Origin of the sequence: Streptomyces sp. CB02261, from assembly GCF_001905665.1 — a bacterium.
GTDB lineage: Bacteria > Actinomycetota > Actinomycetes > Streptomycetales > Streptomycetaceae > Streptomyces.
Genome location: NZ_LIVX01000006.1, coordinates 95,330 through 114,788 on the forward strand (window position 1 = coordinate 95,330; position 19,459 = coordinate 114,788).

Annotated in this window: 16 protein-coding genes and 1 pseudogene; 8 read left to right on the forward strand and 9 right to left on the reverse strand. The window is 71.1% G+C overall.

What is annotated here, in order from left to right; all coding sequences use genetic code 11:
• Positions 1–456: 456 nt before the first annotated feature.
• Entirely contained in the window at positions 457–1,308 is an 852-nt protein-coding gene (locus tag AMK29_RS20755) for an arylamine N-acetyltransferase family protein (protein ID WP_073815052.1), read from the forward strand.
• A gap of 161 nt (positions 1,309–1,469) precedes the next feature.
• Here the strand turns inward: AMK29_RS20755 and AMK29_RS20760 are convergent, their stop codons facing one another.
• Genes AMK29_RS20760 through AMK29_RS20770 form a run of 3 tightly spaced genes read right to left on the reverse strand, consistent with a single transcriptional unit; the run spans position 1,470 to position 4,326 of the window.
• Entirely contained in the window at positions 1,470–2,675 is a 1,206-nt protein-coding gene (locus AMK29_RS20760; protein ID WP_073815055.1) for a cytochrome P450, read from the reverse strand.
• Positions 2,675–3,277, reverse strand: coding sequence for a cupin domain-containing protein (locus AMK29_RS20765; RefSeq protein ID WP_079197016.1), 603 nt, complete (start codon positions 3,275–3,277; stop codon positions 2,675–2,677). Before AMK29_RS20765 ends, AMK29_RS20760 begins: the two co-directional genes overlap by 1 nt.
• The gene (locus AMK29_RS20770; RefSeq protein WP_073815058.1) at positions 3,274–4,326 is read right to left on the reverse strand and encodes a type III polyketide synthase; all 1,053 of its coding nucleotides are present in this window, start codon (positions 4,324–4,326) and stop codon (positions 3,274–3,276) included. Before AMK29_RS20770 ends, AMK29_RS20765 begins: the two co-directional genes overlap by 4 nt.
• Before the next feature lie 434 nt (positions 4,327–4,760).
• On the opposite strand from AMK29_RS20770, the gene AMK29_RS20775 reads away from it, so the two are divergent.
• Complete coding sequence (locus tag AMK29_RS20775; protein WP_073815061.1) at positions 4,761–5,369, forward strand: SGNH/GDSL hydrolase family protein; 609 nt, start codon at positions 4,761–4,763, stop codon at positions 5,367–5,369.
• A 484-nt stretch (positions 5,370–5,853) separates the two neighbouring features.
• Positions 5,854–7,353, forward strand: coding sequence for a carboxylesterase/lipase family protein (locus tag AMK29_RS20780; protein WP_241845588.1), 1,500 nt, complete (start codon positions 5,854–5,856; stop codon positions 7,351–7,353).
• A 472-nt stretch (positions 7,354–7,825) separates the two neighbouring features.
• Here AMK29_RS20780 and AMK29_RS20785 read toward each other — a convergent pair whose 3' ends face one another.
• Both AMK29_RS20785 and AMK29_RS20790 read right to left on the reverse strand, forming a co-directional pair.
• The gene (locus AMK29_RS20785) at positions 7,826–9,511 is read right to left on the reverse strand and encodes an amidohydrolase (protein WP_073815066.1); all 1,686 of its coding nucleotides are present in this window, start codon (positions 9,509–9,511) and stop codon (positions 7,826–7,828) included.
• 94 nt (positions 9,512–9,605) lie between these two features.
• Complete coding sequence (locus AMK29_RS20790; RefSeq protein ID WP_073815069.1) at positions 9,606–11,093, reverse strand: APC family permease; 1,488 nt, start codon at positions 11,091–11,093, stop codon at positions 9,606–9,608.
• Positions 11,094–11,228: 135 nt separating this feature from the next.
• Between AMK29_RS20790 and AMK29_RS20795 the strand changes: the two genes are divergently transcribed.
• Positions 11,229–11,972, forward strand: coding sequence for a TetR family transcriptional regulator (locus AMK29_RS20795; protein ID WP_073815072.1), 744 nt, complete (start codon positions 11,229–11,231; stop codon positions 11,970–11,972).
• A 1,108-nt stretch (positions 11,973–13,080) separates the two neighbouring features.
• Positions 13,081–14,070: a competence protein CoiA family protein gene (locus AMK29_RS20800; protein WP_241845590.1), complete on the forward strand. Its 990-nt coding sequence runs from the start codon at positions 13,081–13,083 to the stop codon at positions 14,068–14,070.
• A gap of 7 nt (positions 14,071–14,077) precedes the next feature.
• On the opposite strand, the gene AMK29_RS36510 is transcribed toward AMK29_RS20800, so the two are convergent.
• Positions 14,078–14,260: a hypothetical protein gene (locus AMK29_RS36510; RefSeq protein WP_073815075.1), complete on the reverse strand. Its 183-nt coding sequence runs from the start codon at positions 14,258–14,260 to the stop codon at positions 14,078–14,080.
• A gap of 45 nt (positions 14,261–14,305) precedes the next feature.
• On the opposite strand from AMK29_RS36510, the gene AMK29_RS36515 reads away from it, so the two are divergent.
• Positions 14,306–14,443, forward strand: coding sequence for a hypothetical protein (locus tag AMK29_RS36515; RefSeq protein ID WP_158071348.1), 138 nt, complete (start codon positions 14,306–14,308; stop codon positions 14,441–14,443).
• Between the two features lie 801 nt (positions 14,444–15,244).
• Here AMK29_RS36515 and AMK29_RS20815 read toward each other — a convergent pair.
• The gene (locus AMK29_RS20815) at positions 15,245–15,661 is read right to left on the reverse strand and encodes a hypothetical protein (RefSeq protein ID WP_073815078.1); all 417 of its coding nucleotides are present in this window, start codon (positions 15,659–15,661) and stop codon (positions 15,245–15,247) included.
• Between the two features lie 456 nt (positions 15,662–16,117).
• Here AMK29_RS20815 and AMK29_RS20820 point away from each other — a divergent pair, with 456 nt between their 5' ends.
• Positions 16,118–16,723, forward strand: a complete 606-nt coding sequence (locus tag AMK29_RS20820; protein WP_073815080.1) for a DUF485 domain-containing protein — start codon at positions 16,118–16,120, stop codon at positions 16,721–16,723.
• Entirely contained in the window at positions 16,720–18,339 is a 1,620-nt protein-coding gene (locus tag AMK29_RS20825; RefSeq protein WP_073815083.1) for a sodium/solute symporter, read from the forward strand. Before AMK29_RS20820 ends, AMK29_RS20825 begins: the two co-directional genes overlap by 4 nt.
• Before the next feature lie 129 nt (positions 18,340–18,468).
• On the opposite strand, the pseudogene AMK29_RS35855 reads toward AMK29_RS20825, so the two are convergent.
• Positions 18,469–18,537 (reverse strand): annotated as a pseudogene (locus AMK29_RS35855) (transposase); the annotation flags it as partial.
• A 168-nt stretch (positions 18,538–18,705) separates the two neighbouring features.
• Positions 18,706–19,152 (reverse strand): VOC family protein, encoded by a 447-nt coding sequence (locus tag AMK29_RS20835; protein WP_073815086.1) that lies wholly within the window; start codon positions 19,150–19,152, stop codon positions 18,706–18,708.
• Between the last annotated feature and the right edge of the window lie 307 nt (positions 19,153–19,459).

Sequence of the window (19,459 nt, forward strand, 5' to 3'; positions counted from 1 at the left end):
GGATCGCCGAGGACACCGCCACCGGTGCGCTGACCCGGAACATCGAGTACGGCAGCCCCCGCCCCGATCAGGCGACCACCCGCTACAACTGGCTCGGCGCAAAGCACCGATTCGCCGACCCTCACCGGTCTCTTCAACCCCACCACCAGCCGCTTCTTCTCCGTCGACCCTGTGTACGGCGGGAACGCCAACGCTTACGAATACGTCACCGCCGACCCAGCAGGTCGGTGCCATCGGCGTCACAGCGGCGGCGGCTCTGGGCTGCGACGTGTCCATCGTCCGCGGACTGGCGGCCGGAGCGGCTGTCTGAGCCATGGGCTACCGGGGCACCTCGAGGCTCTTGCTTCATCGCCGGTCCGCCATATCCCCTCGCGCTACACCGTGATCACTGTAAGGAAAGATCCATATCCGCAACAGGCCCTAGGATGATCACCCGTTTGAAGGGTGAGGGGGAGCATGATCGACGTCGACGCGTACTTGACCGTGCTGGGGGTGGCCCGACCCGCCGCCCCGACCCTCAAGTCGCTGTGTGCGCTGCACCGGGCGCAGGTGGAGCGGGTCACCTACGAGAACCTCGACATCCATCTGGGGCGCCCGACGGGCATCAGCGCTGCGGAATCCGTTGCCCGGATCGTGCGCGGGCGGGGCGGCTACTGCTTCCATCTGAACGGCGCCTTCGGCGCGCTCCTGGCGGCCCTGGGCTTCGACGTCACGCTGCACCGGGCCGGGGTCCAGGGCACCCCGGAGGATCCCGCGGGCGCGACCGGCGACCACCTGGCGCTGACCGTACGGCTCGACGGCGAGCGGTGGCTGGTCGACGCCGGGCTCGGCGACGCGGTGCACGAGCCGCTGCCGCTGCGCGAAGGCAGCTACGTCCAGGGGCCGTTCACCTACGCGATGACCCCGTCGGCGGCGGAGCCCGGCGGATGGCGGTTCAACCACGACCCCCGCGGCTCGTTCACCGCGATGGACTTCGCACCGGACCCCGTCGAGCTGTCCTCCTTCGCCGCGGAACACGCCCGGCTGTCCACTTCCCCCGAGTCCGGCTTCGTCCGGGTCCTCACCGCCCAGCGCCGCGACGCCAAGGGGGTCGACGTGCTGCGCGGCCGCGTGCTGCGCCGGGTCGACGCCGGGGGCACGGAGGAGCGGACCGTCGACTCGGCCGACGAGTGGTACGACGTACTGGCCGGTGTGTTCCGCCTGGATCTGACCGATGTCGCCGCCCCCGCGCGGGCGGAACTGTGGCACCGCGTCCACACCGCGCACGAAGAGTGGAAGACCGCAGGGCAGCGCGGAGCAACGCTCTGACGAAGCGGGATGTTTCGCGCAGGATCCGAGCGTGAGGGGTGATCACGCTGGGTGTGTTGTATGTCAGCACGGCCGGAATGGACGGGGTGGGCACGAACCGGGGTGGGCCCGTCGGCCGCTGCCGGACCGCCGGTCTGCGGCCCCGGCTCCGTCCCGTGGGCTTACCAGGTCACCGGTAGTCCCACCGGCCCGCGGATGAGCACGTTCCTCTGCCACATGACCTCGCCGGGGTCAACTGCCAGCCGGAGGTCCGGTAGCCGCTCGACCAGGGTGGTCAGGAGCAGCTCCGCCTCCAGCCGGGCCAGCAGCGGTGCCACGCAGTGGTGGGGACCGTACCCGAAGGCCAGGTGGGGCGGGCCCTGGCGGCCGAGGTCGATGCGGCCCGGCTCGGGGTAGCACGACTCGTCCCAGTTGGCCGCCACGTACGAGACGTACACGGCCTCACCCCGACGGATCTGGACCCCGCCCACCTCGACGTCCTCGGTGGCGACGCGTGGCTGTCCCACGCCGTGCTTGTGCGGAATCCAGCGCAGCAGCTCCTCCACGGCAGCCGGTACGGCCCGCGGGTCCGACCGCAGCCGGCTCATCAGGCCGTCGTGGGTCAGGAGTACGTACATCATGTTCGAGGTGTGATTGCGGACGGCGTGCCAGCCGTTCAGTCCCATCAGCACCGCCAGGGCGAGCATTTCCTCCTCCTCGATCTGGCCACTGGCGACCGCGGCTGCCAACGTGCTCGTGAGATCATCCTCCGGCCGGGCCCGGCGCTCGCGGGCCAGCTCCCGGAACAAGGCGCGGGCGGCCTCCTTGGCCTGACGGGCCCGCTCGACGCCTGCCTCGTCCGTCGCCCTCGTCAGCACGGTGTCCGCCCAGACCCGCAGGCGCAGCCGGTCTGCCTCCGCCACGCCCAGCACCGCTCCGATGACGTGCAGGGGGAACGGCGAGGTCACCTGCCGTACGAGGTCCGCGGGTGGCCCCGACGCCACCATACGGTCGATCAGGCCGTCGAGCACAGCCTGCGCGCGCGGACGCAGTGCCGCCATGCCCGAGCGGTTGAACGCCGACGAGACCACGGAACGGACCCGGGTGTGGTCGGGGGGATCCACGAAGCTGACCGCCCGGTCCAGCGGCACGAGGTACCTGTTCATGCTCGGCAGCGGCCGGCCGACGATGTCCCGGCTGAACCGGGGGTCGGAGGTGACGAACCGGACCACGTCGTGCCGCGTCGCCAGCCAGCACTCACCAGGTGTCCCGTGCAGCAGCCGGACCCGGACGACCGGCGCTTCCCGCAGTGCCTCGTGGAGGAACGGGTCGAAGTCCAGCGCCGCCAGGTCGACGGCCTCGTACACGGGGGGAGCGGTGTCCCGCATCACTGACTCCTCGCCGGCCGGTCGTGGCGCAGCGGGGTGAGCTGCTCGATGTCGTAGCGGCGGCGCAGGGCCGCGATGGCGGTGTGGTCGGTGGGTCCTCCGGCGGACAGGATGTCCATGAGCTCCTCGAAGTACCGTTCGTGGTCCGGCGGCGGGGACGACTGGAAGAACATCCTCGCCGGGGCTTCGGTGGGGTTGGCGAACGCGTGCGGGCAGCCCGGCGGGACCAGGATGACCGTGCCGGGGGTGGCGCGGACCACACGCTCCCCCTGCGTGGACCGCCACCCGCGCCAGCCGTCGGGAGTCCGCACGCGCGGCTCGAAGGCGAGGACGTCGAGTTCCCCTTCGAGTACGTAGAAGAGCTCCTCGCTGCGGGTGTGGACGTGCGCGCCGACGTCGAAGCCGGGCGGTACGACGACCTCGAAGCTCGATGCGCTGCGCGACTGTTCGCCGGTCACCTTGAACGTCACCTGCTGCGCGGCGGTACGGAGCGTGCGGCCACCGCCGGGCGGCACGATCAGGCCGCCGGGCGGCCGCGGGCCTGCGGGGGATGTGGCGGAGGTGGCGGATGCGGTCGTGGTGTCTGCTTCGGGAAGGGTCATGGCGTACGGCTCCAGCGGCCCAGCGTCATCTCGGCGGTGATGCCCGGCCCGAATCCGGCCAGCAGGCCGCGCGCGCGGTCGGCGGCGCCGCCCTCGTCGAACAGACGGCGCAGCGCGTCCAGTACGACGACGCTCGCCACGTTTCCGTACTCGGTGAGCGTGGCCCGGCTGAAGCGGAAGGCGTCCGGGGGCACACCCAGGTACTTGCTGAGGTCGTCGAGGATCCGCGGCCCCCCGGCGTGCACGATGTAGAAGTCGAGATCGGACACGTCCCAGCCGTGACCGTCGGCGAGTGCGCGCAGCGCGGGGGCGAGCGGCTCCATGGTGCCGGGCACCCGCTTGTCGAGCAGGAAGTGGAAGCCGGTGGCGCGTACGTCGTACGCGATCCAGTCCTCGGTGCCCGGCACCAGGTACGAGCCGTTTCGCTCCAGATGGATGCCGGCTCCGCCCTTCCCGCGGACCACTGCGGCGGCCACACCGTCGCCGAACAAGCCGTTGGACAGCAGCGATCCGATGCCGATGTCGGTGGGCTGGTAGCACAGGGAACAGAACTCACAGGCCACGATCAGCGCGTTCGCCTCCGGGTAGGCCGTGCAGAAGTCGTGCGCCCGGTTGATGGCGGCGCCGCCGGCCGCGCAGCCCAGCTGGGCGATCGGCAGCTGTCGGGTGGTGGAGGGAAGCCCCAGCGAGTTGATGAGCCAGGCGGTGAGCGAGGGCATCATGAACCCGGTGCAGGACACGTAGATGACCAGGTCGATGTCGGCGGCGCGCAGCGAGGCGTCCTCCAGCGCCCGCCGTACGACCAGGGGCACGCGGGCCTTGGCCTCTGCCGCGTAGAGCCGGTTGCGCTCTTCGAAGCCAGGGTGTGCGAGCGTCTCTTCGACCGGTCGCACGAGGTGGCGGGTCCGTACCCCGGTGTTCTCGATCAGGCGGAGCGAGAGTCCTAGTCGGGGGTGGTCGGCATGGCGCGAGCGCGCGAGCTCAAGCGTCTCCTCCACGGTGATGACGTGTTCCGGAACCGACACGGCCGGCCGACATAACGTCGCCACATGCAACACCCTCTTCCTCTCGGGCCCACCAGGGCGCCCGGTCCGGCTCAACTCGCTGAGTAACGATCACCGTCGGTATGGGTCACAGCGGTCCGCAGCTGGCACCGCGGTGTGGAACGAGGGACGGAAGTGAGACGGTGGCAGCAAGACCGCCCGGTCATGCCGAGTCCGACTTGCTGGGTGGTTTCGGCGTCGCTGTGGGCGTCGCCGCTGGCCCTTGGACGGCCCGCGGGGTCGAAGCCGCACGGAACTCGACCCGTCCAGGCGGTTGCACGGCAGCGGCGGGTGCCGGGGCCGGATGATCACGTCCCGGGGTTCGATGTCCTGAGCCCCTGCGGCCGTTTGCGCGGACGATCTTGAGCGGGCAGCATGGTCCGACGACGGGGCGCCGTGGCCGTCGGGGAGTCGCGGCGGCCGGGCGGGAGGAGCACGGAATGATCAGGCTGGCGGACGTCCCCATGACCTGGGTGGCGACAGGCGACAGCATCACCCAGGGTGTCCTGCACACCCACGGCGGCCGCAGCTGGGTCGAGCACCTGCACGAGCGGGTCCGCTGGCAGCTGGACCGGCTCACCGACATCGTGGTCAACACCGGTGTGTCCGGCTGGGGCGCAGTCGATGTGCTGGCAGCCCACGAGCGGCTCATCGGCCGGTTCGAGCCCGATGTGCTGTCCGTGTCCCTCGGCACCAACGACTGCCTCGCCGGGGAGGACGGCCTGCCGGCGTTCCACGACGCGATGCGCCGGATCGTCGCCGGGGTGAGCCCGCGGACGCAGGTCGTGCTGCACACACCCGCCCTGGTCGGCTTCTCGGGCCGGGAGCGGCGCTCAGCACTTCCCGCGTACTGCCAGGCCGTTCGGGAGATCGCCGAGGACACCGGCGCGCTGCTCGTGGACCACGAGACGCACTGGCGGAAGCACCACGGCACGGCCGACCCCATCGCATGGCTCGACGACGCGGCCCACCCCAACGCGGTCGGCCACCTGCACATGGCCGAACACACCCTGCGTACGCTGGGCCTCGGCGGGCTTGACCCCCTCTAGGAGCTGCCCTACGGGTCGAGCGGTTCTGCCAGTCGATGAGGTCCGGGGCGAGGTGTGCCTCGCGTCGGCCTGGCTGGTCCCATGGGGCAGCAGGCTGACGAGCCGTGGCCTGTGTCTGGCGAGGCCCGCGGTCGTGGCCGGCGCCCTGTCGGCATCCGCCACCACCGACAGCTTCTGGTTCCACCGGGACGCAGGTTTCGCCTTCGCCTGCAGTCGCGGGGCCGCCCGCGCCCACCTGGTGAGAACCCCGCCGGAGCCGGGCCGCCCGCGGGTATGACCGGTGATTCGCGCGATGCGGGAGGAGCACGCAGGCCTCGAGACTGCGGTGCTCCAGTCACCACCCGACCCCCGCACGGAGGTACCGATGCCCGATTCGTACACGAGGCACACGGCAAGGACGGCGCGACGATCCCCGTCGTGGAAACGCCGCTTACGGGGTGCGCTGGCGAGCGCGCTCCTGCTGTCGGCGACCGGGCTGGGCGCCGTGCCCGCCGCGGCCGCTCCGGCGGCCGACGACACGACCGTCACCACCCGCTACGGGCAGGTGCGGGGGACAGCGGGTGAGAGGGCCGACGACTACCTCGGCATCCCCTACGCCGCGCCGCCCGTCGGCGGCCTGCGCTGGAAGCCGCCCGCCGCACCCGCGCGCTGGACGGGAGTCCGGGACGCCGCGACTCCCGGCAACCCCTGTATGCAGACGGACTCGTCGACCCCCTGGGGTGATCTGGCCGGACCGGGCACCCCCAGCGAGGACTGCCTCTACCTCAACGTCCACACGCCCGCCGAGCGCTCCCTGCGCGCCCGTCCCGTGATGGTCTGGATCCACGGCGGCGGCTTCACCATCGGTTCCGGGACCTTCTACGACGGCGGGGAACTGGCCGCTCGGGGCGACGTGGTCGTCGTCACCCTCAACTACCGTCTCGGCGCCTTCGGTTACCTCGCCCACCCGGGCCTGGCGGGAGAGTCGGCGGACGGCATCTCCGGCAACTACGGTCTCCTCGACCAACAGGCGGCCCTGCGCTGGGTGCGGCAGAACATCGCCGCCTTCGGCGGCGACGCCGGCAACGTCACGGTCTTCGGCGAGTCGGCGGGCGGCGGCAGCGTCTGCCAGCACCTCGTCTCCCCCCGCGCGACCGGCCTCTTCGACCGTGCCATCGCCCAGTCGGGCTGCGGCTTCCCACTGCCCACCCAGGAGTCGCAGCAGCGCACGGGCGCGACCTGGGCCGGCTCCCTGGGCTGCGCCGATGTCGCCTGCCTGCGCGGTAAGCCCGCCGGCGAGCTGCTCACGGCCTCGACGAGCCCCACCGCCCGCTGGGTACCCAACGTCGACGGCCGGGTCGTCCCGCTCCAGATCGCCGACGCGCTGGAGAGCGGCAGGTTCCACCGCGTGCCCGTCCTCCAGGGCACCACCGCCGACGAGGGCCGGCTCACCGTGGCATCCACCTACGACCTGGCCGGGCGCAAGCTCACCGCAGCGGGGTACCCGGTGGCCGTCCGCGCCCTGTACGGCGAGCGTGCCGACGCAATCCTGGCCCGCTACCCGCTGTCGGACCACGGCTCCCCCGCCGAGGCACTCGGCGCGATCCTCACCGACTCGCAGTTCGCCTGCCTCCAGTCCCGCACGGCGCGGCTGATGGCCGGCCACACCCGGTCCTACCAGTACGAGTTCGCCGACGGCGGCGCCATGGACCACCTCGACCTGCCGGTCGGCTTCCCCCTAGGCGCCCCGCACGGCTCCGAGATCCGGTACGTGTTCGGCGGCGTCTCGGGCACCCCCGCCCAGAACTCTCTGGCCTCCACGATGCTCGGCTACTGGACCAACTTCGCCCACACGGGCATCCCGTACGCGACGGACGCCCCCCGCTGGAACCAGTACCCGAAGGTGCAGGTGCTCGCGCCCGAGGCGATCACCGCATCGACGACGTTCCCCGGGGACCACATGTGCGACCTGTGGCTCCCGGAAGGTGTGACCGCCCGACGCTGAACGGCGCCGGACGCGCGGCCCCGGCACCCAGAAGATCGGGAGCCGGGACCGCCGGGCGTTGCCACCGAGAGGCGAGCAGAGGCGGATGTCCGGCAGACACCTGGGCAGCCCGGGTATGCAGCCACGCGACGGCTCGCCCGAGTACTCCGCGGCGGCGGCATCACGGTTCCGGAGGAGCCTCGCGCAACAGCCGCAGCATCGAGGGCATCAGCCTCCATCGCGGCCTCCCGGGCTCCACCGGCTCCGCCGGAACCCCTCACCACCACCGGCCCCTCCCCCGGCCCAGGCGCGGAGGGCGTCGGTGTCGTGGGGTTGGCTCGGGTCGAGCCAGGCGTCGTAGTGGTCCGGGGCGAGGGCGAGTGGCATGCGGGGGTGTACCACCCTGGATGTGCTCGTGGCAGAGCGGCTCTCCCGGCGCGCGGATGCCCGACCAGCTCGTCGGGAGCCGCCACCCGACCTCCCGGCGGCCCGTTCAGTGCGCGCCGGGGGCCGCCGTACGCCCGTCCGCGCTGTAGACCCTCACGCCGCCGACGTACGTCTCGACCGTGCGGACCGCGTGGAGGTCGGTGGTGGCGATGGCGAACGGGTCGCGGTCCAGGACCGCGAGGTCGGCGAGACGGCCGACCGCGATCACACCGGCGTCGTCCTGATGGTTGACCCATGCCGAACCGGCCGTGTAGGCGGCGAGGGCGTCACTGAGAGCCAGGCGCTGTTCGGGCAGGAACGGGGGGCGCAGATCCGGTTCGCCCAGCTCCTCCGCCCACACCTGGCGGTTGACGGCGACGTGGATGCCGTGCCAGGGGTCGGGGCTGGAGACGAACCAGTCGCTGCCCGCCGCGAGGACGGCGCCGGCCGCGTGCAGGGCTCCGAAGGGGTACTGGCGCCGCCCCCGTTCCTCGCCGAGGAAGGGCAGCGTGAGCTCGTCCATCGCCGGTTCGTGCGCGGCCCACAGCGGCTGCATGTTCGCGGCGGCGCGCAGGGTGCGGAATCGGGGGATGTCGTCGGGGTGCACCACCTGGAGGTGGGCCAGGTGGTGGCGCAGGCCGGTGTGGCCGTGCGCGGCGACGGCCGCTTCGAGCGAGTTCAGCGCCTCGCGGACCGCCCGGTCGCCCAGGGCGTGGAAGTGGATCTGGAATCCGTGGCCGTCGAGGGCGATCACGGCGTCGCGGAGCACGGCCGGGTCGACCATGGAGATCCCGGCGTTGTCTCCCGGGCAGCCGCAGGAGTCCAGGTAGGGCTCCAGCATGGCGGCGGAGAAGTTCTCCACCACGCCGTCCTGCATGATCTTGACGCTGCCGGCGGTGAAGCGCCGGCCCCCGGCAGCCTTCTCGCGGCGGGCGAGCAGCGAGTCGATCTGGCCGAGGTCCTGGTCGCGTTCCCACCAGAGCGCTCCGCGCACCCGTGCGGTCAACGAGCCGTCTGCGTCGCAGGCGAGGTAGGTGTCGAGGGGGTCGGGGAAGCCCGCGTACGTGCCGACGAGGGCGTCCTGCCAGCCGGTGATCCCGAGCGAGTGCAGCAGTTCCTGGGCGGCGAGGAGCCCGGCTCGGGCTTCGGCCGCCGAGGCGGGGGGCACGAGGGCGCCGACGATGGTCATGGCGCCCTCGTGCAGTACGCCGGTGGGTTCCCCGGTGGCGTCGCGCTCGATGCGGCCGTCCGCCGGATCGGGTGTGTGCCGGTCGACCCCGGCCAGGGCGAGGGCGCGGGAGTTCGCCCATGCCGAGTGTCCGTCGCGGACGGGGAAGTAGGCGGGCCGGTCGGGGAGGATGTCGTCGAGCTGGTCGCGGTGCGGCAGACCGCCCGGAAAGGCGTCGAAGGACCAGCCGCTGCCCTTGATCCAGGCGGCTCCTGGGTGGGCGGCGGCGTAGGCGGCGATCGTGGCTCGGTAGTCGCGGGCGGTGCGGCCCGTGCTCAGGTCGCATCCGAGCATGCCGATCCCGGCGATGACCGGGTGGACGTGGGCGTCGGTGAACCCGGGCTGTACGAACCGGCCGCCGAGGTCGGTCACCTCGGTGCGCGGGCCGATGTGCTCGCGGACCTCCCGGTCGGTGCCGAGGGCGGTGATCCGGCCGCCGGTGACGGCCAGTGCCGATATCCGGTGGCGTACGGGGGATGCCGTCCAGATGGTGCCGTTGAGGAGGACGAGGTCTGCGTGGCGCATGTGCGGGGCTCCGGTGGGTGGGGTGGGTGGGAGAAATAGGTGGGGTGGGTGGGAGGGGGCTTGGGCAGGCGTGCCGGCGTCCTCCGGGCCGCGGTCAGCTCCCGGCGGCGGCCGGGGCGGGCGCGAGAGGGGCCGGCGGCTGTGTGAAGTAGGCGGCTCTGCGCCGGTAGCGGGTCCACAGGGCGGCGGGTACGCCGAGGGCGATGACGGTGAGCGGCAGGACGGTGAGGAAGCGCCCGTTCTCGGCGTCGAAGGCCAGGTGGTCCACCGAGTTCCACTGCTGGTGGGCCACGAGGCCGCCGAGCAGCAGCAGCGCGATGCCGCCGAGCAGCGGCAGGAGTCCCACGACGAGCGTGTCCCGTATCCGGCCCCGCAGTTCGCGGCGGAAGGTGACGACGCAGGCGATGCCGCCGACCCCGTACATCAGCGAGACCAGGATGCCGACGGAGTTGACGACGGCGACGACCACTTCGGACAGCGACCCGACGGCCAGCCCCGCGAGCGACACCCCGACGGCGAGGGCCGCGATGCGCACGGTGGAGGTGGCCGGCGTGCCCCAGGCGGGATGCAGCCGGGTCCAGCTCGGGCCGAGGACCCCGTCGCGGCCCATGGCGAGCGTGAGCCGGGCCCCCGCGATGACGCTCGACTGCATGCAGGCGATGGTGGCGAAGAGCATGGCGGCGAGGGCGGCGGTCGCGCCCGCGGTGCCGTAGAAGGTGCGGGCCAGTTCGGTGACGCCGGACAGTGGGTCCGCGAGTTGTTCGGGCGTGAGGGCGTGCAGGAAGCCGGTGGCCGAGAAGAGGAAGAACCCGGTGGTGACGAGGATCGCGATGATTCCGGCCCGGCCCGGCGAGCGGACCGAGGTCGACTCCTCGACGACGGAGAAGGCGCTCTCCCAGCCCCAGAACATGTACGCCGCCATCACGGTCGCTCCGAGCAGCGTGAGCGTGTCGGGGAAGGCGAACGGCGAGAACCACGAGGCGGAGACGGGGGCCGCGTCACCCCGGACGAAGGCGGTGGCCACGAGGACGGTGACCACGACCGCGGAGACGCCGAGCAGCACGCTCTGCACCGCGGTGGCGCCCCGCACCCCCCGCAGCGCGCTCACGACGATCAGGCCGCTCCACACCAGGCCGGTGGCGGTGACCGCGAGGGCGTCGTCCGGGGAGAGCGCCGTGACGCCTGCCTCCGCGAGCAGTCCGAGGGTGAACTGCCCGGTGAGCTGGCCCGCGTACGACAGGAACAGGATGTTGGTGGCGACCGAGGTCCATCCGGTGAGATAGCCGGTCCAGGGGCCGAGCGCCCGGCGTACCCAGACGTACGCCGTCCCGCAGTTGGGATCGCGGGCGGCGAGCCGAGCGTAACCCCCGGAGACGGCCAGGATCGGCAGGGCCGCGAGCAGGAAGGCGGCGGGCATCGCGGTGCCGGCGAGGGCGGCGAGGAAGGCGAGGCCGATGCCGACACTGACGGTGGGGCTGATGTTGGCCAGCGCGATGACCACGCCGTGCCGGGTGCTGAGGGTCTTGCGGAACGCGGCGACGGGCGGCGACGCCTCGCCGGAGACGGGGCTTCCGTGGTCCATGAGCAGCACTCCTCGGTTCGGGGTGCCCCGCAGACAACCGCTCGCCGCCCTATTTTGTCAACGGTGTGGGTAAAAAGATTTCACGCCCCACGACAGGGCTTGCGGAGGCGCTGCCCGGCCTGGTCTGATCACCCCATGGCAGTACGAGGCAGAGGCCGTCCCCCCAAGGTCGAGCTGGACCTGCGGATCATCGTGGACGCCGCGCTCGCGCTGACCGACGACGAGGGCGCGGCGGCGCTCAGCGTGCGGCGGCTCGCCGCCAGACTGGGCGTCGACCCTTCCGCGCTGTACCGGCACGTCAGGGACAAGGACGAACTCCATCTGGCCCTGGCCGACCGCCTGTTCGAGGAGGCCCTGACCGGGTTCGAACCCTCGGAGAGCTGGCGCGACACCTTGCGCGACCTCGCGCTGCGCACACGCGACACGGCGCTGCGCCACCCCGGCGCGGCGGTCGTGGCCACCTACCGCACCACCCGGCGCCCTGCCGAGATGCGGATCGTGGAGCACATCCTGGCCGCCTTCGGCCGGGCCGGCTGCTCCCCCGCGCTGGCCGCCGTACTGCACCGGGTCTACGGGGACTTCTCCCTGGCCTGGGCCGGGATGGACGCGGCGTTCGAGACACTCGACGGGGCGGCCCGTAAGGGCGACGAACAGGCATGGACTCGCGACTACCCGGCGGCCGACCCGGTCGCCTTCCCCGCGATCGCGCGGAGCGTGGCCCACATGGCGCGGCTGGACGGGACCACGGTGTTCCTCGCCGCGCTGGAGACCCTCCTGGACGGGCTCGCGGCGCGGATCGCGGCGGAGGCCGCGAGCCGACGCCCGGACGCACCCGGCGAACCGCCGGATCGGACGCCGGCCACACAGCCGCCCCAGTAGCCGCGACCGGCCCCGGGACGTCCCGGTGGAGGCGGCGGTTGCGCTACGCGGCATCCTGGGCGGGTACGGCCGCGCGTACGGACCCATCAGGGGCGGGTTGACGAGCCGCCGCACACCGCCGTTGATGGCGGCCCATCGGGGTCGGGATTCATGGCGGTACCCCCCACATACGGACGCCGTCGCGTGGCTCCCCCACGCCGGGCTGTGGTCGGCAGGGGTGGGGCCCGCAGGGCTGGGGCCCGCAGGGCTGGGGCACACAGGGGTGCGGCCCGCCATCCAGGAGATCCGCGCTGTGCACGACACCCCAGATCCGCCGCGGCCACCCCATGTGAACCGGCTGTTCGGGTTCATCCCGGAGGCCGACTTCCCTGCGGAGGCCCCGCTGTCAGCCACCGTGGCCGTCGCGGCGCAGCCGTTCGAGGCCGCCGTCTCAGCGGAGTGCGCTCCTTCCGACACCGGGATTGCGCCACCCTGTGACTCGATCCCGATGCGGGCCTCGCGCCCTGGAGGGCGCTCCAGAGCGGTCTGGAGGAGCGGGTCACCCGGCCATGCGCGACACAGTCCGCCAAAGGATCGCTGAGGACCCGCCTAACGTCGGACAACTCTCTACGGCTATCCGACGGGATACGTCACTGGAGGGCGGCTCCTGGAACTGCACGGAAGAACCTGGAGATGGCACCGAGCTCCCTCGGCGGCGGGTCCGATCCGGCAGAGCCGGCCGCGGCTCCGACGAGTCGCCGGTCGCATGGAACTCGCCCACCAAGCTTTCCTCGGGTCGGGGCGCGGTGCCGACGGATACCTACCCGAGTTCGTCGGTGATCCTGCCGCCGCGCTCGTCATCGTCCTCGCCAGACGTCTGGACCGATGCCGTCGGGCCCGCCGCGACCGGCGCCGCGCGCAGCACCCCGAGTAGACGAGCCCCAGGCCGGGGTCCGCGCGATCTCTCGCACGGACACCAGGCAGACCGCCGCCCCCTGCCCCCCACGGCCGATGGTTGCGACAATACGGCTATCCGAGTCGTCCTCCATGCAGCGGCCGGCGCGGGCTCGATGACCGGGCCGCACCGGACGCAGCCGCCGAGGGCGGCATCGCCATGAAGGGGAGGGGCATGGTGCAGGACGACTTACTCGTGGTCGGCTTCGATCTGGAGACCCGTCGGGAGGTGCACATCGCCGAGGGGCCGCCGGAGCGCTGGAAGCAGCTCGGGTACGGGGGTACAGGCCAGCTCGTGTGCTTCTACTGCTTCCACGGCTTCGAGGCCCCGGTGGGCACCCAGGTGCCGCTGGTGACGCGCGGGCGGCTGGGCGGGAAGGTCCGCCGTCACTTCGCGCACCCGGCCGGGCAGGCCCCACCCGGCGGCCACGGCCCGGAGACGGTCTGGCACATCACAACCAAACACACACTGGCGGCCTGGGCGCGGACGAGGCCCGGGGTTGCCCGGGTGCGGCTGGAACAGTGGACGGAGGACCGCGACCGGCGGGCCGACGTCGAGGTGTTGCTGGAGGACGGTACGAGGATCGCACTGGAGGCGCAGCGCAGGCTGATGACCGATGACGGCTGGCGGGACCGGCACCGTGACTATGTCCGTCAGGATGTGGTCGATGTCTGGTTCTGGCGGCCGGGGGTGCACTTCCCGCACATCGTGCTCAGCGAGGGCTTGCCGGTGTGGTTCTACTCCGTCTCCAAGCGGGAGGCGGCGACGTCGCTGGGCCGTCCGCACCGGCAGGTGGGCGAGTGGTGGAAGGCACCGGACCTGTCGGTGTACGGACTTCACCATCCTCCGTGCGCGCTGGACGAGCTCGAGCGGGTGACGATGCCCCTCGGCTCACTGGGCCTGGCGGCACACGGCGCGGTACTGCCGGAAGACGTGCACCAACGACTGCTCGACTCGCAGCGGGAGGCGCGCAGGGAGGCGAAGCAGCGCCAGGACGCCGTGGCCCGGTACGCCCAGTCCGTTCGTGACACCGATGAACGGGCGGCACGGGCGCCCGCACCTGCGCCGCCGCCCCGCGTGCCTGCAGGGAGCCTGGTGTGCGAGGCGTGCCGCCGACCGCTCGACCCCCTCCTCGCCAAGGCCCGCCGCCATATCCTGTGCTGACGGCCGGTTACGCGAGTGGGCGGAACACCTGGCCGTCGCCGGGGACGCGGTGATTGTGGGCCTCGGTCCACTCGGGCCGCCACCCCGGTCGCCCGGCATCCCGGTCGGCGTCGGCCGGCACGAGCACCGCCGGCTCCCGGGCGGGAGCCCTGCGGGGCGGGCGCGCGTACCAGCCGGCGATCTCGCCCATGCGTCGGGCGAAAGCGAGGCCGACCCAAACGGCGAGCCCCGCGGGGTGCCTGTGGTCATCGAGCACTTCATCCTTCTGCTGGACGCGGTGTCGGCGGAGGAGTTCGCGGCCGGGGTCGAGGGCCCGGACGTCGTCGTCTCCGCCGAGAAGATTTCCTCACCGGGGTTTAACCCCTCGAACTGAGCCATCACTTGGGTCGCTGGCATTGCCGATGCGCACGCCCCCACCGAGCGCGACATGTTGGGAAAGGCTCACTGCTCGAACCATTGGGTAGCGAGAAGCGGACGCTGGATGATACGCAGACGGCGAAGGCCGTCTACCGCAGCCTCACCAGCACGACCGACGGCACAGACAGCAAGTCGAACTTCCCACCATGGGCATTCCTTGCGTCATTTTTTGGAGACATGCAATGATTCGCACGGAAACGTCCTGGGTTCTCTTCATGGCTGGCCTCATCTTCGCCGCGGCCCTTGTTATCGGCGTGTGGAGATGACAGCAATCGATATCCTCGCCGGACGGCACGGCACATCGATACGTCGACGTCGCACATAGCGCCGGGCTGATGTACTCGTTCGCGACATCGGCGATTATCGCGCCACTCGTCCAGGTCTCCGGCTGGCCGACCGCAGTGAACATCGGCGCCGCCTCAGCGATCATCGAATGTTCGTGGTGACGATAACGAATGACGTCCGGCTCGGGTTTCAGGCGAGAACCGACAATCAGATGCGCGATTCAAGGTCAAGTCTGCGTGGCGTACGGGAAGCACTGCTCATCGGCGAGCTCGGCGGCACCGTCTCCCTTCTGGCCGGCTTCGCTTCAGCTCAGCTGTACTTCCGGCCTCGCGACGGTCTCCGTTTGGGCGCCCGCTGTCGCAGCGCCCCTCGCGCGGCACCCCCACGGGCACCCCCCGCACATACGGCTCCCCATAGGGGCACGCACTGGGTGCGGTCGAACCTCCTCGCCCCCCGGCTGCGTCGAACGGTGTCAGGCGGTGGCGATGGCGGCGAGGGCCTTGTGGAGCCGACGGATCGCGTCTTCGGCGTCCGTGTAGTGCTGGAGGGCCGCCGGGACAGCTCCGAAGGTGGGGCCGGGTTCGGCGGGCATGGCGCGCCAGTGCAGAACTGGCGTCAGGGAGGTGGCGGCCGCGCCGAGGAACCAGGCCAGGCGTCCGTGTACGTGGGCGAGGGCGATGGCCACAGCAGCGAGGGCTTCGCGCAGGTGTGCCAGCCGCTCGACCTCGGACAGGGCCTGCTGGGTCTGCGGGGCACCCACGACGGCGTGCAGATCGGCGGCTGCCTTCGCCGCGACGGCACGGTCGTCGGGTGTCAGGACCCACGTACGGTCGCGGATTTGCCGTTCGGCTTCCTCCGCCAGCTCTTCGACGACACCCCGGATGTCCATGCCCGCAATCCTATGCCTGTGCTCATGAGCGGTAGAGGGCTGGCAACCTGCCAGTGTGATCCCGTCACCTCTGACGTCCGAGCGGTCCGACTACAAAAGCGACGAGCCTCCGTGCGCAGCAGTGCGAGCGTGTGCGAAGCGCCGAGAAAGATCACGGCTCCAGCTATGAGCCAGAGGACCGATGCCCCCCAAGCGGTACTGCTGCGGGAGGAGCTGATCACCACCCTCTCGTGCCCACTCGACCCGACCCCAGAGGCGACCGAGACCCACCTGTGACCTGCGGAAAGATCCACGACGGAGGTTTCCGCCGGTTTCGTCGCCACGCGCACAGGATCGTCACCGAACCGACATACCGAGCAGTCGGAAACCCCTTACGTGGCGGCTATACCCATGAGTAACGTACGCGGACCACCAGCGCCACCCGCCCGTCCCCCGGGGCGGCAAGGAGCAAGATCGATGTCGTACCACGAGCCTTTCCCCGGCCCACCGCCCATACCCCAGAACCGGAATGCCGGGCGCCACCGCCAAGAGGCGGCGTCGCAGTCCTGGGAGGGTGTATCGCCGTCCTGGGACTCTGATCCACAGGCAGCCTGGGCCTCGCCCTCGCGACCGTGGGACTCCTCGCCGCAGGGCTGGGACTCCGCACAGCAGCCCTGGGACACGTCCTCGCAGCCGCAACCGCCCGCCGCCGTCACCAACGATCGTGATGATCTGCACCGGCTCGGATCGGCCTACCGCAGGCTGCGCCGCGTCGCCACCTTCACCGCGTTGGGCTACTTCGTCGTCTTCCTCTTCCTGTCCGGTTACGCCCCCTCGATGATGACCAGCAGCGTCACCGGTGGTCTCACCATCGGTCTGGTCCTGGGGCTCCTCCAACTGCCCGTGGCGCTGGCCGCGATCGCACTGTACGAGCGGATCGCGCGCAACAACGTCGACCCGCTCGCCGCGGCGATCCGCGAACGCGCCGAGCAGGCGGCCGCGGCAGCCGCGCCCCGGCCGGAACGCCAGAGCCGCTCCGGCCGTCCCGTGTGGCAGCAGCCCACCGGAGGTGCGCGCGCATGACCAGCTTCAGCTCCGAGGCCCAGACCATGTCGCTGATGGCGTTCATCGCGGTCATCACCGTCACGCTGCTGCTGTGCGTGATGACAGGCCCCGATCGTGACGACCTGGGCGATTTCTACACCGGCTACCGCTCGCTCTCCCCCGTGCAGAGCGGCCTCGCGATCGCCGGCGACTACATCTCCGCCGGTACCGTGCTCGGCACCATCGGCATCATCGCGCTCGTCGGCTACGACGGCGTCACGCTCGCCCTGAGCACCGTGCTCTCACTGGTCCTGATGATGTTCCTGCTCGCCGAACCGCTGCGTAACGCCGGACGGTTCACGATCGGCGACGTCTTCACCCGACGTCTCCCAGGCCCCGCCGTGCGGATCACCACGGCCGCGGTCACTCTGACAGCTCTGTTGCCGCTGGTGATCTTCCAGCTCGCGGGCGCCGGCGATCTCCTCTCCGTCGTCCTCGGCTTCGACTCCGACGGCTTCAAGACCGGGGCGATCGTGTTCCTGGGCCTGCTGATGATCGCGTACGCGGCGATCGGCGGGATGAAGGGCACCGCCTTCATCCAGATCGTCAAGACCGTCGCCCTGCTCGGCGCGTCCCTCGCGATCGCCGCGCTCATCCTCAACCGCTTCGACTTCAGCCTGCCCTCCCTGCTGGACGCCGCCAAGCGCGGCAGCGGGGCGGGAGACGCCTATCTCGCTGCCGGTCTGCAGTTCGGCGGCAACGAACTCGACATGATCAGCACTCAGTTGACGGTCGTGCTCGGCGCAGCGGTGCTGCCGCAGATCACCATGCGGATGTTCACCGCGCGCAGCGCGGCAGCCGTGCGGCGCTCGATGTCCTGGGCCGTGTCGACCGTCGTCGTGACCTGTCTGCTGATCGCCGTCATCGGCTTCGGCGCGGCGGCGATCGTCGGCCACCAGGGGATCGTCGCCGGCGACCCGCAGGGCAAGACAGCGTTTCTCATGGTCAGCCAGGCCGTCATGGGCACGGACCAGACAACCGTCGAGACACTGCTGTTCACGGCCGTGTCGACGGCCATCTTCCTCACCCTGCTGGCCTCGGTCGCCGGCATCACCCTCGCCTGCGCCAACACACTGGCGCACGACCTCGTCACGCACGGGTTGCGCCGCAAGGCGCGACTGAAGGACTCCGCGGAGATGGCCATCGCCCGGATCGCCGCGGCGGGCGTCGGGTTCGTGGCGATCGCGATCGCCGCCGGTGCGCGGCATCTGAACCTTCAGGCGCTGCTCACCCTGTCGTTCTGCATCGGCGCGTCCGCGGTCGCACCGGCTCTCATCTACAGCCTCTTCTGGCGCCGCTACTCCCGTAAGGGACTGCTCTGCACCCTGATCGTGGGCAGCGCCTCCGCGTTCATCCTCATGACCGGCAGCAACCTGGTGTCCGGATCGCCCCAGGCGATCTTCCCGGACCAGGACTTCAACTGGTTCCCGTTCACGACGTCGGGCATCATCTCGGCTCCGCTGGGCTTCCTCGCGGGCTGGCTCGGCACGGTGCTCTACGAACGTGACCCGGCCGCCCAGCGCATGCGGTACGAAGCGGTGGAGGAGACGATCCTGGCCGGCACACCCGCGGCGAACAGCGCCTCCACGTCCTGACGCGCACGCCCCCGCCGAAAGGGCGCCAGGCCTGAAGTTCCAGGCCAGGCGCCCTTTCGGCTGTCACGAGGTGCCTAGGGGGCTCCGGAAAGTCATGGGAGCCAGCGTGGGGAGCAGGCGAGGGCGAGGGGCGGACCAGCGCCGGAAGCGTTCGTAGACCGTCTTCCACGGACCGTAACGTTCGGGCAGGTCACGCCAGGTCACCACCTACCCGATGCCTCTGTGGATGATCCGCTGGAGCCGCAGACCCCGATCATCCTCGATCTCACGTATCCGCACCCGATCAGTCACCCGAGCATGACAGTCATCGATCACCAAGAAATGAGCCCGGCAGGCCGTTTCCTGTTGACGGGTCCTGACGTCGCGTCAACTCGCATCGTCAGATACCTCGACAGCCGACAATGTCACGGTGCCGTCGTCCGCAACGGACCAGCCGGGGTTGTGACACACCTCCCAGCGGTGGCCATCGGGATCGGCAAAGTAGCCGTGGTAGCCGCCGAATGCCGCGCGCTGGGGCTCTTTGAGGATCGTGGCTCCGGCCGCACGGGCCCGCTGCACAGCAGCGTCCACCGCGGCGGGAGAGGAGAGGTTTTGCGCGAGGGTGAATGGCGTGCCGAAAGTTGCAGGATGCCCGGTGTCGGTGCCGAGATCAGCCAGCGGGAACAGCCCCAGGGCCAGCCCGTTACCGACCTGGTAGAAGACGATGCCGTCCAGATCGAGCAGGGGAACCCAGCCCAGGCCCTGGCTGTAGAACTGGCGGCTGACCTTCAAATCGCCGACACCCAATGTCACCAGGTTCACCTGCTGGCTCATGCATCGCCCCACCGGTAGGAGAACGCCATCTGGCCACAACGCTACCGCCAGGACAGGGCGAACGTTGCCTGATGCGGCACTAGCTAGGTCGAAACCTCATGTCGATCGGGGTTACGGCGGGGCAGCACGGGGACTCGCCGCAGTTCGAACCCGTGTCGGCAGAGGTTCGCGTGCCCCGCCTCGGGCCGAAGCTGCCACGCGTCCGCTTCCGGATCGCGGGCGCAGGCGAAGGCGGAGGCGGAGGCGGAGGCGGACAGCGCGTACGCCTCTCGCGAGAATTGCGCCCACCTGCGCCGCCGCAGGGGGT

What these genes read in the sequence shown, in the direction of transcription:
- AMK29_RS20755 (WP_073815052.1), top strand. Translation starts at nt 457, where the DNA reads ATGATCGACGTCGACGCGTACTTGACCGTGCTGGGGGTGGCCCGACCC.
- AMK29_RS20760 (WP_073815055.1), bottom strand. Translation starts at nt 2,675, where the DNA reads ATGCGGGACACCGCTCCCCCCGTGTACGAGGCCGTCGACCTGGCGGCG.
- AMK29_RS20765 (WP_079197016.1), bottom strand. Translation starts at nt 3,277, where the DNA reads ATGACCCTTCCCGAAGCAGACACCACGACCGCATCCGCCACCTCCGCC.
- AMK29_RS20775 (WP_073815061.1), top strand. Translation starts at nt 4,761, where the DNA reads ATGATCAGGCTGGCGGACGTCCCCATGACCTGGGTGGCGACAGGCGAC.
- AMK29_RS20785 (WP_073815066.1), bottom strand. Translation starts at nt 9,511, where the DNA reads ATGCGCCACGCAGACCTCGTCCTCCTCAACGGCACCATCTGGACGGCA.
- AMK29_RS20790 (WP_073815069.1), bottom strand. Translation starts at nt 11,093, where the DNA reads ATGGACCACGGAAGCCCCGTCTCCGGCGAGGCGTCGCCGCCCGTCGCC.
- AMK29_RS20795 (WP_073815072.1), top strand. Translation starts at nt 11,229, where the DNA reads ATGGCAGTACGAGGCAGAGGCCGTCCCCCCAAGGTCGAGCTGGACCTG.
- AMK29_RS20800 (WP_241845590.1), top strand. Translation starts at nt 13,081, where the DNA reads ATGGTGCAGGACGACTTACTCGTGGTCGGCTTCGATCTGGAGACCCGT.
- AMK29_RS36510 (WP_073815075.1), bottom strand. Translation starts at nt 14,260, where the DNA reads ATGGGCGAGATCGCCGGCTGGTACGCGCGCCCGCCCCGCAGGGCTCCC.
- AMK29_RS20815 (WP_073815078.1), bottom strand. Translation starts at nt 15,661, where the DNA reads ATGGACATCCGGGGTGTCGTCGAAGAGCTGGCGGAGGAAGCCGAACGG.
- AMK29_RS20820 (WP_073815080.1), top strand. Translation starts at nt 16,118, where the DNA reads ATGTCGTACCACGAGCCTTTCCCCGGCCCACCGCCCATACCCCAGAAC.
- AMK29_RS20825 (WP_073815083.1), top strand. Translation starts at nt 16,720, where the DNA reads ATGACCAGCTTCAGCTCCGAGGCCCAGACCATGTCGCTGATGGCGTTC.
- AMK29_RS20835 (WP_073815086.1), bottom strand. Translation starts at nt 19,152, where the DNA reads ATGAGCCAGCAGGTGAACCTGGTGACATTGGGTGTCGGCGATTTGAAG.